The sequence below is a fragment of the Sporosarcina cyprini genome (assembly GCF_022048975.1).
Taxonomy (GTDB): domain Bacteria; phylum Bacillota; class Bacilli; order Bacillales_A; family Planococcaceae; genus Sporosarcina; species Sporosarcina cyprini.
The window spans coordinates 99,809-114,964 of the sequence record NZ_JAKMHX010000024.1; the positions used below are offsets into that span (position 1 = coordinate 99,809).

The 15,156-nt window shown below is 50.1% G+C and carries 10 protein-coding genes; 2 read left to right on the top strand and 8 right to left on the bottom strand.

What is annotated here, in order from left to right:
* Positions 1 to 81 precede the first annotated feature (81 nt).
* From L7D49_RS10205 to L7D49_RS20350, 8 genes are all read right to left on the bottom strand, one after another.
* Positions 82 to 1,227, bottom strand: coding sequence for a S41 family peptidase (locus L7D49_RS10205; RefSeq protein ID WP_238080732.1), 1,146 nt, complete (start codon positions 1,225 to 1,227; stop codon positions 82 to 84).
* 157 nt (positions 1,228 to 1,384) lie between these two features.
* Positions 1,385 to 2,467 (bottom strand): CAP and S-layer homology domain-containing protein, encoded by a 1,083-nt coding sequence (locus L7D49_RS10210; RefSeq protein WP_238080733.1) that lies wholly within the window; start codon positions 2,465 to 2,467, stop codon positions 1,385 to 1,387.
* A 70-nt stretch (positions 2,468 to 2,537) separates the two neighbouring features.
* The gene (locus tag L7D49_RS10215) at positions 2,538 to 3,461 is read right to left on the bottom strand and encodes a DMT family transporter (protein WP_238080734.1); all 924 of its coding nucleotides are present in this window, start codon (positions 3,459 to 3,461) and stop codon (positions 2,538 to 2,540) included.
* 522 nt (positions 3,462 to 3,983) lie between these two features.
* Positions 3,984 to 5,426 (bottom strand): sodium/pantothenate symporter, encoded by a 1,443-nt coding sequence (gene panF, locus L7D49_RS10220; RefSeq protein WP_238080735.1) that lies wholly within the window; start codon positions 5,424 to 5,426, stop codon positions 3,984 to 3,986.
* Positions 5,423 to 5,746, bottom strand: a complete 324-nt coding sequence (locus tag L7D49_RS10225; RefSeq protein WP_238080736.1) for a YhdT family protein — start codon at positions 5,744 to 5,746, stop codon at positions 5,423 to 5,425. Before L7D49_RS10225 ends, panF begins: the two co-directional genes overlap by 4 nt.
* Positions 5,747 to 6,169: 423 nt before the next feature.
* A complete protein-coding gene (locus L7D49_RS10230; protein WP_238080737.1) occupies positions 6,170 to 7,117 on the bottom strand; it encodes a nuclease-related domain-containing protein in 948 nt (315 codons plus the stop codon).
* A 530-nt stretch (positions 7,118 to 7,647) separates the two neighbouring features.
* Positions 7,648 to 8,265 (bottom strand): 3'-5' exonuclease, encoded by a 618-nt coding sequence (locus L7D49_RS10235; protein ID WP_238080738.1) that lies wholly within the window; start codon positions 8,263 to 8,265, stop codon positions 7,648 to 7,650.
* Positions 8,266 to 8,384: 119 nt separating this feature from the next.
* Positions 8,385 to 14,075: a S8 family serine peptidase gene (locus L7D49_RS20350; RefSeq protein WP_336246385.1), complete on the bottom strand. Its 5,691-nt coding sequence runs from the start codon at positions 14,073 to 14,075 to the stop codon at positions 8,385 to 8,387.
* Positions 14,076 to 14,544: 469 nt separating this feature from the next.
* Between L7D49_RS20350 and L7D49_RS10245 the strand changes: the two genes are divergently transcribed.
* A complete protein-coding gene (locus L7D49_RS10245; protein WP_238080188.1) occupies positions 14,545 to 14,835 on the top strand; it encodes a helix-turn-helix domain-containing protein in 291 nt (96 codons plus the stop codon).
* An 11-nt stretch (positions 14,836 to 14,846) separates the two neighbouring features.
* On the top strand, positions 14,847 to 15,156 hold a 310-nt coding region (locus L7D49_RS10250), incomplete at its 3' end, for an IS3 family transposase (RefSeq protein ID WP_238080187.1).

Sequence of the window (15,156 nt, forward strand, 5' to 3'; positions counted from 1 at the left end):
CCACATTACACAGTAGATGATTATAGCATAGCGGACGGGCCTGAACCAAGTGTTTGGTCCACACCCGCCCTATAGTAAACGTTATTGCACCGTAATTTGTGAATAGACACCTTGCTTAGTTGTCCGTCCGGATGTGGCTGGCAGACCGGGATGGACGACGAGCATGTAAGTGCCGCCACGCTGCATCTTTTTCACTGGCGTTATTTCAAGCTGGCCGTTTTTGTTCATGCTTGTCTTCACCGGAACCGCAACGCCCCCCATTTTCACGAGTTCTACCTTATTGGACGTCTGAGTTGCGCGAAGGTTCATCGGCTGCGTGAAATGGAGATAGAACGTTTTAGCGGCCGCCACTTTGTCGAGTGCATCGAGCGGTTTGTATTTCTTGCTGGCAAAGTGATCATGCAGGAGCCGTTCATGGATTGTCGTCAGCTCTTTGCCAGGTTTCGTTTCGATCGTCGGCTGCACTCCTTTTTGGTGAATCTTCGTCTTTTTCGGTCCAGTGAACTCACCGACTGTCAGTTTCAAGGCACTGCCGTCCTCGAATTCAAAGAAGGTCTGGATGGTTCCCTTCCCTTTCGTCTTTTCGCCGACAACAGTTGCTGCGCTCTGGTCGATAACGGAAGCCGCCACGATTTCTGAAGCGGAAGCCGAGTATTTATTGACAAGAATGTAGGTCTGTTTCGGGAATTTCACTTTGGATGGGATTGGCTTCACCATTTGGCTGCCTTCCCGCGTTGTGACGTAGTACGCGTCTTTCACGCCCTCGAAATGACCGAGGAATTTTTCGGCGCTATCTACGTAGCCGCCACCATTATAGCGGAGGTCGAGAATTAATTTGGTCGCGCCTTGCTTTTTCAGGGCGAGCCATTGGTCGATGATCTCCTGATTCAGCTTGGCGGAGAACGTTTGGATTTTAATGTACCCGATATTGCCGTACAGCATGGAAGAAGAAATGGCAGGCTCGTCCAGATGTACAGCCGCTACATCATCCGCCCCTACTGCCGCCATGTAGAAGGTGTATTCGTCCGGCGAGAGGTAGCGCGAGTATTCGTCGAGCGCGTCAATCACTTCATCGACGGTCTTCATCGAGTCGAGGTTGTCCGGGATTTTGCCGTAATAATAGTTTTCAACGAAGAATTTGATGTCGTCGACCCGTGCCGCTTCAGCAGCCGGGGAGAATAGTAATATGGCAATGAATGCGAATAGAATGGCTTGCAGTTGTTTCACGCCGGTTCCTCCTTATCATATAGACCTTGTTATTGATTATACCCGCTTTGCTGGTTTAAAGACATGTTAGAGGAAAATAGTTTGGTAGAATTAGCAATTTTTCTGTGAGGAGAAGGTGAAAGGAGAGGAAGCAGCATGTGCCGCCCCCTTCCCTGTTTTATTTCGCTGAAAAGATATGGACCCAATATGTCGTGCCGTCTGCGTCTTTCGCAAAGCCGGCGCCAATGTTAGTGAACTTCGATTGCATGATGTTGTCGCGGTGGCCTTTGGAGTTCATCCACCCTTCGACTGCTGAACCCGGAGTGGTGTAGCCTTTCGCGATATTCTCTCCGTAGGCAGTCCAGCTGTATTTGTACGTATCAAGCATCGTGCCGACCGAGCCGTATGTTGGGGACATGTGGGCGAAGTACTTGTTCTTCACCATATCCTCAGCTTTCATCTGGGCGAGTTTGTTGAGCGCGCTGTCTACTTTCAATGCGGTCAGCTTTTGGGAAGCTCGTTCTTTGTTTACTAGATTAATGGTGTCGGCCGCGAATGTGTCATCTTTGACGGCTGGTGGCGGCTCAGGAGTCGAGTAGATCTTATCGACATAGCGCTGCTGCGTTTTATCGTAATAGATTTCCCCGGATTTGCGCTTGGCGTCGAAGTCCATAGCGCGCTTGACGAAGGCAGCCATTTGGGCGCGGGTGACGTGGTCATTCGGCTTGAACGCTTCCCCTTCCGCAGTCGTTGTGATCCCGAGTTCTGCGATTGTAATGATGTATCCTTTATAGCCGTTCAGCCGATTCACGTCCTGGAAGGAAATCAGATCGTTGTCATCGACGATAATGTCGTAGGCGAGGGAGATGATCTTTGCCATCTGTCCGCGGGTGAGCGGCGCGTTTGGGTTGAAGTTTTCGCCGTTGTTGAAAATCCCACGTTCTGTTAGCGCCCGGATATGCTGGTAGGAGCCGTGCGCCGGGGAGACATCTTGGAAATCCGGCTGGAAGTTTGCCGACGGTTTCATGCCGGTTGCGAGCGCGATGATTTTAGCCGCTTGGGCACGGGTGACGGGCTGGTTGATGCCGTAATTTCCATCGGGATAGCCGCCGAGCACTCCTTTATCAGAGAGGGCGTCGATTGCTTCATATGCATAATGATTTTTCGGAACATCTTTGAATGTCGCGGCTTGCGCAGAAGTGGTGAGCGTTGCAAGTGCAAGAGTTGCTGCGAGTGCGGTTGCTGAGATTCGTAGTTTCATACGTCTGCCTCCTCTTTTTCTGTAATTATACTAGATTTGAGGGGAATTAGTAGAGTAAAAAAAGCCAGGGTTAGCCCGGCTCTTTTGTGATAGATTCATGATTTTGTTTTCTTTTTCGTAATTCTTCCGCCGCGCCGGAGCCGAGGATGACACCGATAATAATGAACAGGAAGCCCACTAGATGCCGCCCGGTGATGACTTCTCCGAGGAAGATAGCAGATCCGAGGAGCCCAAACAAGGTGTTCAAGTTCATAAAAATAGCGGCTTTCGCTGGCCCCACCTTCCCGACGGAGTAGTTATACAGCATGTGCCCGACTGCCGTCCCGATCATGCCGCTGGCGGCAAAGGCAATCCAAAAGCGCGGCGGTGCCGAGGCAAATGCTTTGATCTGTCCGGGCTCCTGAACGTAGCTGATGAGCATAAGCAGGAAGCTGCCAACGACGAGCATGTACGCGGTGAGCAACCTGGGATCCAGTGTCCTTGCCGCTTTCGCGATGATCATAAAGGAAAGCACTTGGGCGAGGATGCTGAAAAAGATGAAGGCATCCCCGAGTGCGAGGCCGCTCACCCCTTCCCCGCCCGCGAGGACGACGGAGCCGATGCCGGCAAACCCGATTACGGCACCGATCCACTGGATTTTGGACGGGTTGTTGCGCAAAAGTAGTGCGGTAAAGATGGCGGTCAGCACTGGCCCCATGCCGAGGATGAGCCCCGTGTTCGTTGCGGACGTGCGGGACAGGCCGACGCTCATGAAGTAATGGTGCAGGACGACGTTGAGCAGCGCCCCGCCGAGTATGTAGAGCCATTCTTGTTTCGTTGGCTTGCGTACTAGTTTTAGAGGGGTGAGGATGGCGAATACGGTAATGCCCGCGAGCAGAATGCGGAAGGAGGTCATGGTGACGGGATCCATGAAGCCGACCAAGTATTTGACGAGGGGTAGGTTGAGTCCCCAAATGAGCATGACGGTGGTGAGGAGCATGTAGATTTTGAGCATGGGGCGCGCCGCCTTTCGTGTGGTGTTTGGGTTGATTATACAGGATGGGGTGTGGGGTGGGAAGGTTTGGTTTTTTTGGGATGGGTTTTGCGGAGTGAGTTGGATGGTGAAGTAGTGGTGGTGGAGTTTATGCACGGGTATGGAAGCGTTATGCTCGGGTATGAGACTGGTATGCGCGGGTGTCAGATCGGTATGCGCGGGTGCGAACCGGGTATGCGCGGGTGTGGGATTGGTATGCGCGGGTTGGAGTACGGTATGCGCGGGTACGGGCCGGGTATGCGTGGGTGCAGTAATGGATGGCGTGTGAGGACTCGCGGGAGGATGATTTGTTGGAGAATTTATCCTTCGCATAGAATGGTTTTGACAAACTAGGGTTGATTAATAGAGAAACTAGATTTGGTAGATGCTTTCGAGATTTGAAGGAGGGAGATGTGCGGACGGGCTGGTGTTTTGACAATCTAGTGGTTGAATAATAATTATTAAAAAGCGGATCCCCCGAGTGATAGGGAATCCGCTTTTCATTTAAAACTGATACGCCTCCCGTTTGACTGCCAGGCTGCCGATGATATAGGCGGCGAGTGACAGGAGGACGGGCAAGGTGACGGTGTGAACGCCGAGCAGGTTGCCGTTCGCCGTGTTGTAGAAATGGATGGCGATGTAGGCGGCGATGCCGGTAACCATGCTGAAGATGGCGCCGTATTTATTGCCATATTTCCAATACAGTCCGAGGACGACTGGCCAGATGAAGGCGGCCTCGAGTCCTCCGAAGGCGAACAGGTTCAGGAAGATGAGCAGCTCGGGCGGCTGCAGGGCGAGCAGGAAAACGATGATGCCGAGAATGCCTGTGACGCCGAAGCTCATGCGTTTGACCGTTGTTTCGCTCGCTTCCGGTTTGATGAAGTTTAAGTAGACGTCCTTGACGATGGCTGAACTGACGAGCAGCAAGAGCGAATCGACGGTGGACATGATCGCGGCCATCGGAGCTGCCAGGACAATGCCGGCGAGCCATGGCGGCAGGACTTCGAGCGCGACGAGCGGGATGACCTTGTCACCGACATCGATGCCCGGCATGATGGGACGTGCGAAGACGCCAATCAGGTGCATATTGAGCATGATAAAGCCGGTGACAATCGTGCCGATGACGAGTGCCCGGTGCATGGCGCGAGAACTTTTGTAGCTCATGGCGCGGACGGCCATTTGCGGAAGTCCGACGACCCCGACGCCGACGAGAATCCAGAAAGAGGAGACGTAGGCGGCGGTCAGCGTTCCGTCTGCTCCGTACGGCGTGACGAGACGCGGGTTTTCATTGAGTAAATCCTGCATGATTGCCGGGACGCCGCCACCCGCGATGATGACACCGATGAGTAGGACGAGTGTGCCGACGACCATGATAGCGCCTTGAACCGCGTCGGTGAGCGCGACCGCACGAAACCCGCCTATCGTCACATAGACGAGGACGGATATCGCAAAAATGAAGAGCGCCGTCGTGTACTGGAGCCCGGTGAGCGACTCAATGAGCCGTCCCCCGCCGACCCATTGCGCGGTCATCGCGGAAAATAGAAAGACGATGATTGCGATGGCGGAAAGAATGGCGACGAGCGGGCTGTTGTAACGAGCTTTTAGAAAATCGATCATCGTGACGGCGTTATATTTGCGGCCGAGGATGGCGAATTTCTTTCCTAGGATAAGCAAGACGAAATAACCCGTGACGACTTGGGTCATGGCGAGGAGGATCCACCCGAAGCCGACCGTGTAAGCAGTGCCGGGTCCCCCGAGGAAACTGGAGGCACTTCCGTACGTGGCCACCATCGTCATGGCGAGAACGAAACCGCCGAGTTCCCGTCCGCCGAGGAAGTATTGCTGCAGGAAGCCCCCCTCCCCGCTCATTTGTTTGGAGGCGATGAAGCCGATTGCGAATATCCCGATTAAAAAGATGACGAGCGGGATGATGACTTCGATATTCATTGTTTTGCCGGCCCCTCCTTTGGTTGGTCGATGCTGCTTGGATCCGCATCGAGCGGAACTTCTTTTAGGACAAATTTCGTAATGATGATGACGAGAATGCACATGATGATGAAGCCGAGCACGCAGCTATAGAAGAACCAGTCAGGCAAGCCCCAGATATAGGTGTACTCTTCCGGCGGGCGCGAGCCGAGTCCGTAGGCGAAGCCGAACCACCAGATGAAATTGAAGATGGCGAGTGCGATGCCGATGATTGCTTCCCTATGCGCGATTTTAAAGCGCGGGTCGGTCGCTTGGGCGGGGTTCGTTTGTTTGCGGGTCATGTCGTTGCTCCTTTCTGTTTGAATTGGGTATGGTGTGGTGCAGCGTTTTACTGTTTCTGGTTGATTTTTATGGTCTCTGGGTTTGATTATACAGGATATGAAGGGGTTTGGGAGAGGGATTTTTGTGGGTTGGTTTGTGGGTGGAGGGGTTTGGATTGGTTATGCGCGGGTGTGGAGGATTTATGCGTGGGTGGAGGGTTGGTATGCGCGGGTGCGGAGGGGGTATGCGCGGCTGCGGGACCCGTATGCGCGGGTGCGTGAACCGTATGCGCGGCTAGTTTCTTCTATTAGAGTTAGTTAATTCGCGCTGAATGATTTTGACATACTAAAAAACGCTCCCAGCAACGGAGCGCAACGAGTCTTTGGAGGATATGTGGAGAACATTTATAGTAGCTTTCGTCTCTTTTCTTCCTCTCCCCTTCTCTATTCCTTCCGAATATAGTAAGCAGTTTTACGTTTACCTACAAGTTGCACGCCACTTCTTACTAGCATTCTTCTAGCAATATGCCGATTGGGCGCACCAACAAAATTGCAGAATTGCTGATTCGTCAGTTTATGGTCCATTAATAAGAACCAATCTACTATGGCTTCGGTATGCTCAGCTCTATTACGATAGCGACATTGTGGGCAGTGCCATGCCTCTTTGATCCAATGCATGCCCGTGTGATTGCACTTCGGACAATGGATACCAGGTTTTATTTCTTTCGAATCTAGCTTGTATGTTTGTACTAGTGGGGTTGGGGTGAATGGGCAATCGTTTTGATTCATCGTCTGCGCGATGTTGTGAAGTTGACGGGTGGATATGAGCTGTTTGACTTCGAGCTGCCTTAAGTAGATCGGAACTTCATATGTGAATAGAATATCTACGGGGGATTTGGCTTCTATCACTAATTCATTTTCGTATGCAAAGACGACCAAGCAACGAACAGGCATTTTGATTCCCCGCTCAAGCATCCATTTTTTCAGCAATTGCGTTTTCCGTTCCAGTTCCGTAACGGGATTTCGCATCGTAGTTCGCTCGCCTGTCGGGGATTCTCTAATGAATTGCAGCGGATTGGGTTTGACAATGACTCGACCTGCAATGTTCTTGATTTCCGAGAGGATGACTTCACCAGGGGTAATTAGTATTGAGTCCATTTGAAAGTAAATGCCATCTTGTCGCAGTGTGACATCATGCAGTATGGCGTGTGAATAGTCGGGTTTGAACTCAATTAGGTATTTGTCGTATTCCAGTTCTCCGGCGTACCCTGCTTGGCGTTCGTATTTGTGCTGGGCGATTTGCCGTTGGAGCGGGTGATTAAGGGGAAGTCGCCGCTCCAGAGCCAGAAGAGCTTGTAATCTAGTAGGCATTGTCCGTTTTTTGTATATCATTCGATTCACCTCCCTCTCTTATAGTTTAATAGTTGTTTATATTGATTGGAAGGGTTTGGATGAAGCTCGAATTATCAGGGGCTGTTTTGGGGCAAAACGAAGTTTTCACGGGCATTTCGGGGGCAAATCCTGGATTTGAACGTTCCATAAGTTTTAATAGTTTTATTGTTTTCATATTCAATTCGCGGATTTGGGATAATTTGTTGATACTGCTATGTCGCGAGGAATGCATTTGACCATTTAGGGTTTGATTCATAGGGGACTATTATTAATGAGTGGTTTGTGGAGTTTTCGAGGTTGAGTATGCGCGGGTGGACACGTGTTATGCGCGGCTTTTGGTTCGGTTTGCGCGGGTATGGGATGGTTATGCTCGGATTTTGAAGAGGTATGCGCGGGTGCGGGGTGGGTATGCGCGGCTAGCTGGAGTTTATGCGCGGCCTGGCTTGTTGGAGACAGAGAATTGGTTCGCGGGTGGGTAATATGGGGACGTATTTACTCCTATATGTAAATAAAAAACCAACGAAGGTTCCTCAGGCGGTGTGAGGGTCGTTGGCGTTGGTGCAGTATTGGTAGATGGCGGCAGTTGCGAGACAGTCGCCGATTGCGTCGTGGGCGTCGTGTTCGAGCTGCAAGTATTTTGTGAGTGTTGTCAGTTTGTGATTCGGTGTGGCCGTGATCGTTTTGCGCGCAAGTTTGACGGTGTCGATTACGGTATAGGCCGGGATTTCGATGCCTTCTAGGTTGTCGAGAGCGTAAAGGAAGCTCATGTCGAAGGCGGCGTTGTGCGCGATGATCGGCAGGTCGTCGATAAATTCGATGAGGTCGCCGATTTTATTTTCAATTGTCGGGGCCCATTCGACCATTTCGTTCGAGATGCCGGTGAGTCGTGTGATGTTGGGCGGGATGTAGCGCTCTGGATTGATGAACGTATTGAAGTATTCGACTTGCTCGTGGTTGATGAATTTGAGTGCTCCAATTTGGATGATTCGGTCGGCGCCTGCCCGGAAACCGGTCGTCTCGAAGTCTAGCACGATATAGTCGGTTTGCGGTTTGGTCGTCGTTTTGTATTTTTTCTTTTGGCTGCCGTATCGGGAACGGTTATTATTGGCTGTCTTCTGCTCGATGAGCTGTTCGGCTTTACCGGTCATGTGTAGACACTTCCTTTCACTCCTGGACCTACTAGTGTTATAGATAGTATACACGATTCCTAGGCTCTTAAACTGAAAAACAGCCTTTCCCTCAATTTAAGGGAAAGGCTGTTTTAGGATTATTTTTTGTTGATTGCTACGAAGCTTCCGGCTTTTTCGGTTTTAAATGTGAATTGGCCATTTTTGTACTTCGCATTAGAAGTTTTGTTTGTTATGACGTTTAGGACCGCAACTTTGTTTTCACTCACAATTTTGGATGCATCTACCGGGAGGATGATTTCAATATCCTCTTTGTAGCTACCCAATAGTTGCTTGCTGTCTCCGAAACCACTGAAGAATTCCAGTGAGTACATATCGGAAATTGCTTTATCAATATGGCTTGCGTCCGATTTCGTGATGACGATCGTAACGTCGCCGCGAGTTTGCTTAAGCAGCTCTTCGACTGCGTCATCTTCGAACGTGATGACCGCTCCATCCTTTTGAAGGATGAGGTCTTTCTCCGATTTTTTAATGGCTTCTAATGCAGAAGCATCAATCTCGACTTCCACTGTTGCTTCTGCTGAAGAGAGGTCGATTGTGATTGGATTCTTTTTATTATTGTCAAGTTCTGCAGCGATACTGTCCATCGTAATTTTTTGAGCCGGTGATTGAACTACCGGTGCTCCTTCGACGGAAACGTTCACGAGTTGGAAGAACTCAGCGTATTTCACTGCAATTGTTGTGTTGCCGATGCCAAGACCGACGACTGTTCCGCGGTCGATCGCTGCAATGCTTGCGTCTGCCACTTCGAAGGAAGCTTCGTCAGTGATATTGCGCATTGTAACGTCTCCGTTAGGTTTAGTTGTCGTTTCGAGGACGAGGAGACGATCCTGTTCGCCCACGCCAAGGTTAACATCTGTTTTATTCACAGAGTACTCGACTGTATCAGTTGGAACCTCTGGAACTGCTGCCACTTCTACTGCAATTGTCGCAGTGAAGTCTTTGAATGTCGCAGTAATTGTAGTCGTGCCAGCGCCGATCGCTGTGATCGTGCCGTTTTCGACTGTTGCGATGCTCGCGTCACCGCTTGTGAATGTCGCTTCGCCTGTCACATCGCGGTCAGTTGCTGTTCCATCTGCTTTCGTTGTCGTTTCTGTTACTGCTACCTGAGCCGTGTCGCCTGCGTTCAAGGCAAATTGCTCTTGATTCACAGCATATGTGACGCTGTCAGGAGCTGCTGCTGCACCCGTCACTTCCAAGTAAGCGAGGATTGCTTCGCCGCTCGGAAGGACGATACGGACTTGCGTTTTGCCTGGTTTTTTTGCTGTGACGAGGCCCATTTGGACAGATGCGATTGCGTCATTGACTACTTCGAACGTTGTGTCTACTGTCGCGTCACGCTCTGTCGTTTTGCCTTCCGGTGTCACTGTTGTTTCTTTTACTTTCAGTTGTAGCTGCTCGCCGACTGCCATGACTAATTCTGTCTGGCTTAGTTCGTATGAGACTTTGTTTTGTGGTGCTTTTGTTACTTCCAAGTACACGTAAAGCGTTTCTTTTTCATTGATTACGATGCGGACTTGAGATTTGCCTGCTTTTGCAGCGGAGACAAGTCCTTTTTTCACTGTCGCAACCGTGTTATCGATGACGCTGTATTTAGCTGCGCCCGTGACATCGCGTTCAAACACTTCACCATCAGGAGTTACTGTTGTTTCTGTGACATACAATTGCTCCTGCTGGCCTTCCCCGATTGTCAGGTGGGTTTTATTCGCAGAATACGTGACGATGTTTTGCGGCAGCTCCACTACTTCCAAGTAGACGTAGATGTCTTCGTGTTCAGGGATGCTGTGGATCCGCACTTGCGTCAATCCTGCTTGTTTTGCTGTGACAGTGCCCTTCACAACAGTTGCGTACGTGTTGTCGACGACGTTATAGCGCAATTGGCTTGTGACGTCTTTTTCAACAACCGTGCCGTCTGGTTTTACTGTCTTCTGTGTAACATAGAGTTGCTCCTGCTGGCCGACGCCTAGGACCAAGTTCTTTTTGTTCACAGAGTACGAGATGATATCTTTCGCTTGTGCAGTTACTTCGATATCAACGAAAATCGTCTCTTGGCCAGGAATCATTACGCGTGCTTTTGTTTTGCCCGGTTTGATTGCTGTGATGAGGCCTTTGTTGATTTTCGCGATTGTGTTGTTGACGACGTTATATTTGCCTGTTTCTGTCACGTCTTCCTCAACGATTGTGCCATCCGGCTTTTCAGTCGTCTTAGTGACGATGAGTTGCTCCGTTTGGTCCACGCCGAGTTTAACGCTCATTTTGTTCACGGAGTACGTGACTTTCTCTTCACCTTGTGCAGGCTCTTTCACTTCGACAGGGATTGCCTTCGTGAATTCCTTGTACGTGACGGTGATTTCTGTCGTACCTGGTGCAACCGCAGTTACGAGGCCGTTTGCGACAGTTGCGATGGATTCATCCGCAGAGACGAATTCCGCTTCTGCTGTTACGTCCTTCTCTTCTTTCGTGCCGTCCGCTTTTGTTATTGTTTCTGTTACTGTCAGCTGCTCTGTACCTTCAAGTTCAAGTTCTACCGCTTCAAAGCTTACCGTGTAGTCGACTTCGTCTTCCACTTGGTCGCCTGCGTTGTAGATGATCTCTTGGGCTTTATTGCCAGCTGCGTCTTCGTATTTCACGATGACGGAGTGTTTCGCCTTGTTGAGTTCCGGAAGCTCGAATGTGTACGCGCCGTCCTGTGCTAGTTTCGCTTGGCCGGATGCTACGACTTCTTCCCCTTCTTTCACTTCGTAAGACGCTTTCAATTTCGTGTTAATGTCATAGCCTAAGCCATAGTTTTCAAGTTCTTGCTGGTATCCGATATAGGCATCATCGATTTGGCCAGTCGCTGTTGTGCCTTCGATAGCGCCAGTGATCGTGCCTGCTTCGGATTTCACAACGACCGGGCCGACGTAGTCACTGATGACTGGCGGGTTGCCGGATGCTGTTTGTGCAGTAAAGTCAATTGTGTACAAGCCATCTGGAATTGTCGTTTGCGGTTCGCCGGACCATGGGCTGTACTGGCCTCTGATCGGAAGCTGGTAGGAGCCTGCGCCAAGCGATTGGCCTGCGTGCAAGTAACCGATGTAGCCGTCACCGTAGACGCCGCCTTCCGGATCCATGATATCCCAGATTTCAATGAAGTTCATTCCCACGTCGCCTGTGATCTTGAACGTAAGCATCGCTTCGTCTTTCACACCGTCGCCGTTGAAGGAAAGATCCGTTTCGTTAATATTCATATCTCTGATTTCCGTAGCAGAAATTCCGCCAAAATCAGCTGCGAATGGCAATGAAATGTTAGCTCCGTTACCCGTAATATGGATGTAGCCGAGCACTTCATCTCCAGCCGTTGTGTTTCTCTTTGAAGCTGTCAATGTGACATTGAGCAATTGCTCGCCGGACAGTGTGAATGTCGGCTTGTCGACTGTAACCGTTGCATCGCCGAATGTTTTTGTCATTTCGACTGTCGCATTGTACGTGCCGCCGCCATTGATCGCTTTTACGCGGATCTGCTTCGTGACGGATAGGTTTTGGTCAAGTTTTTGCGGGCCGAATGTAACTGTCCCTTTTAGGTTCTCGACGATCTGTCCGTCGTTGTTCGCTGTGTCGATCGCATAAGCGAGGATGTTCGGATGAGCCGCTGCGTATGGTTGAACGCGACCCGCGCCTTGTGCGAAGACATCATACTTTTTCGTATCAAGCACTTTCGCTGTGTTGGAAAGCGCAACTTTCACGTCGAATGGCGACCAGCTTGGGTTCGCTTGTTGGACGAGTGCCGCGATTCCTGCGATGTGCGGAGTTGCCATCGATGTACCCGTTTTGCGGTCGAATGCTGTTTCATAAGATGCATCCGGGAAATCCGCTTTATACATCGGGATTGTTGACATAATGTTCGTTCCTGGAGCCGTAACGTCCGGTTTAATATCGAAGTTCGGTCTCGATGGTCCGCGGGAACTGGAGTTGTTCACTTCGTCCCCTTCTGTCAAAGTGACATTGAATGAACCGAAGGAAATTGTTCCATTCGCTTGCTGAAGCGCTGTACGGATTGCTTCGCCGTCCGTTTGGGACATATCAAATGTCGGAATGAAGTCGAATGAATCGCCAAGGAACGTGCCGGATGGACCCGGTGCGTTGGAACCGCCCGCAAAGTTGTGGACGATAACGGCGACAGCACCCTTATCTTTCGCTGCTGCGATTTTATCAACGAATGCAATTTCGCCGCGGGAGACGAGTGCGACTTTGCCGCTTACGTCAAGCCCGTTGTAGTCCGCTGGCTTACCTACGCCAGGAACTGCGACGATTTCATATTCGCCGTTCAATTGTGCTGCAAGGTCTTGTCCAAATGTCGTACCCATTAAGTTAAGTGTTTTCGATAGGCTGTAGTCGCCTGCTGTAATATTCACTTGCCCGTCATAGTGAGCTTCCGGATTCGTCGTATTTCCGACTGCAATTCCGAGACGTGAAGTAGCTGGCGTGCCCATTGTACCGCGGTTTGGCCCAGAGTTACCTGTTGCCACGACTGCGATTGTGCCTGCTAGCATTGCGTTGTTGATTGCGAATGAAGCGCCGTCTGTTTCAGAGTTGGAGCCGCCGCCTAGTGAAAGGTTGATGACATCCATCTCTTCGATGACTGCTGTTTCGATCGCTTTAATGATGCCGGAAGTGGAGCCGCTGCCGTATGCGCCAAGAACGCGGTAGGAATAGAGGTCAACTTTCGGTGCGATCCCTTTAATGCCGTACGGGTTGTTGCCGATCGCTGCGATTGTTCCTGCAACGTGCGTCCCGTGGGATGTGTAGAATGCGCGGCCGTCTGAATCGAATTCAGGACGGTGTGATGGACGATCGGCCGGTGATGTTTCAGAACCGTCGTTATCTGCGCGAGGGCGTGCATAATCTGTGCCGTTGTGTGGTACGAAGTTTTTGCCGCCTTTATAAATGCCTTGGAAATCCGGGTGATCTTTATCGATTCCCGTGTCGAGGACAGCCACTTTAATGCCTTGTCCTTCGATTCCTTCATTCCAAAGCTGTTCGATGCCGAGGAATGAAATGCTCGTGTCCATCGCTGGGCTTACTTGCCCTGGAATTGGACTGCCGAGACCCGGTTTTGCCTTCTCTTCCAATTTGGATTCGCCAGGAACCGGCTTTTTAAGATTGTTCAATTTGGAGTTGGCATTTGCTTTGCCAAGCTCGTATGCATAGACCGTCGTGTCAGGCTCTACTAGCTTAACGCCTGTCACCTCAAGCAATTTCGGAATGTCGTCAGCTTTTACTTTGCCTGACATGCCGTTTAGGACGGTGTCATAAGAAAATCCTTCTTTGAACGTAATGCCTTTGATCATCATTTCTTTCTTGGCATTAATTTGCTGCGTGCGTGCTTTTTGCTTAATAGCCGCTGCTTCCGTGCTGGAAAGTTGTTGACCTTTCAGCTTCTTGATCCCCTTTTCAAGAGCCACGGATCGTTCGGATAAATGAATGATGACTGGAACCTCTTGCTGTCCCGATACGTTTTGCAGCTGTTCATGCAGCTTCGCATCCCCGCCAAGCAGGTTCAGCTGTTCGGCAATCGCCGACTTTTGCTGCATAATGCTTTCGCTGTACGCGTCCTCTTTAAATGGTTTCTTCGCTGCCCCTTCTGCCTTGTCTGCTGTCTCTGTCGACTCAGTCAGACTCTGCAGTTCATCTACCGTATTCGCTGATGCAGCATACGGCATGAGTAGCGAGAGAACCAGGACGAACGCCAGAAATGAACTGAACAGCTTCATAAATCTAGCTTTCTCCAATATTATTTCCCCCTTGACATGAATTGGTCGTGCTCTCAAAAGATAGCACATTTAAAATAGATTGAAAATACCGCCTAGTGCCGTTTTTGTTGATTTTTCTGAAATATCGTTCGAAAGAATGGGAACAGGAAAGTTCGGGTAGCGCTAAGGTTTTATGGATAATGTTGGATTGACAACTTTTTAACTAGAGAGGTAGTTTGGGACATTTGGTGGAGGGGAGGAAGGAGGGTTTTGGGAGATTTAGGTTGTGGAGTGAACTATTTTAATAGATTGAATCTGTTTTAGTGGATAGCTGGAATTGGGGGCGTTATGCGCGGGTGCGGGTGGGGTATGCGCGGGTGCGGGGGCTGTATGCGCGGGTATGGGCACTCTTTGCGCGGGTTTGACTGGGTGAGATAATACCATCTAAAGAGACAATCTATAAAGCGCACACTATACTGAAACTACGTTAGATAGGAGTGCTGCTACTATGGGTAAGAAGAGAAACTACACATTTGAAGAGAAAAAAGAGGTAGTAGAATTGTTTTTTGAAGGCCACAAAGCGAGTGCTCTCACAAAACGGTTCAACATATCAAACCGGAGAAGAATCTATGAGTGGGCTAAAATTGTGCAGGATACCAAATCGTTTGAATCCCTGCGGGATACCCGCGGACAGATGAACAAAGGAAGAATAAAGCAGGAAGATTTGGCGGAAGAGAACGAACGGCTGAAACTAGAGATTCTCTATTTAAAAAAGCTTTTACAATTGAAAAGGGGGTGAACGCAACACAGATGGATTTTGAGTTTATTGAAGCCTACAAGGACCGATATCCGATCAGTCTGCTGACAAGCATCACCAAGCTCAGCCGTTCTTATTACTATAAATTACTGTCAGAAGAAAAGACGGAGACACAAGCGGAACGGGACAAGCCCTTGTTGAATCAGATGTTATCCCTCTATGTTACGCACGGCGGAAACTTGGGGGATGTGAGGTTCAAAAATGAACTCTACAGACAGTACGGTGTTGTGGTGAACATCAAGAGGATTCGCCGAATGCGTAAGATGTACAATCTGCCGCTGAAGACACAACGCAGGAAGCCTC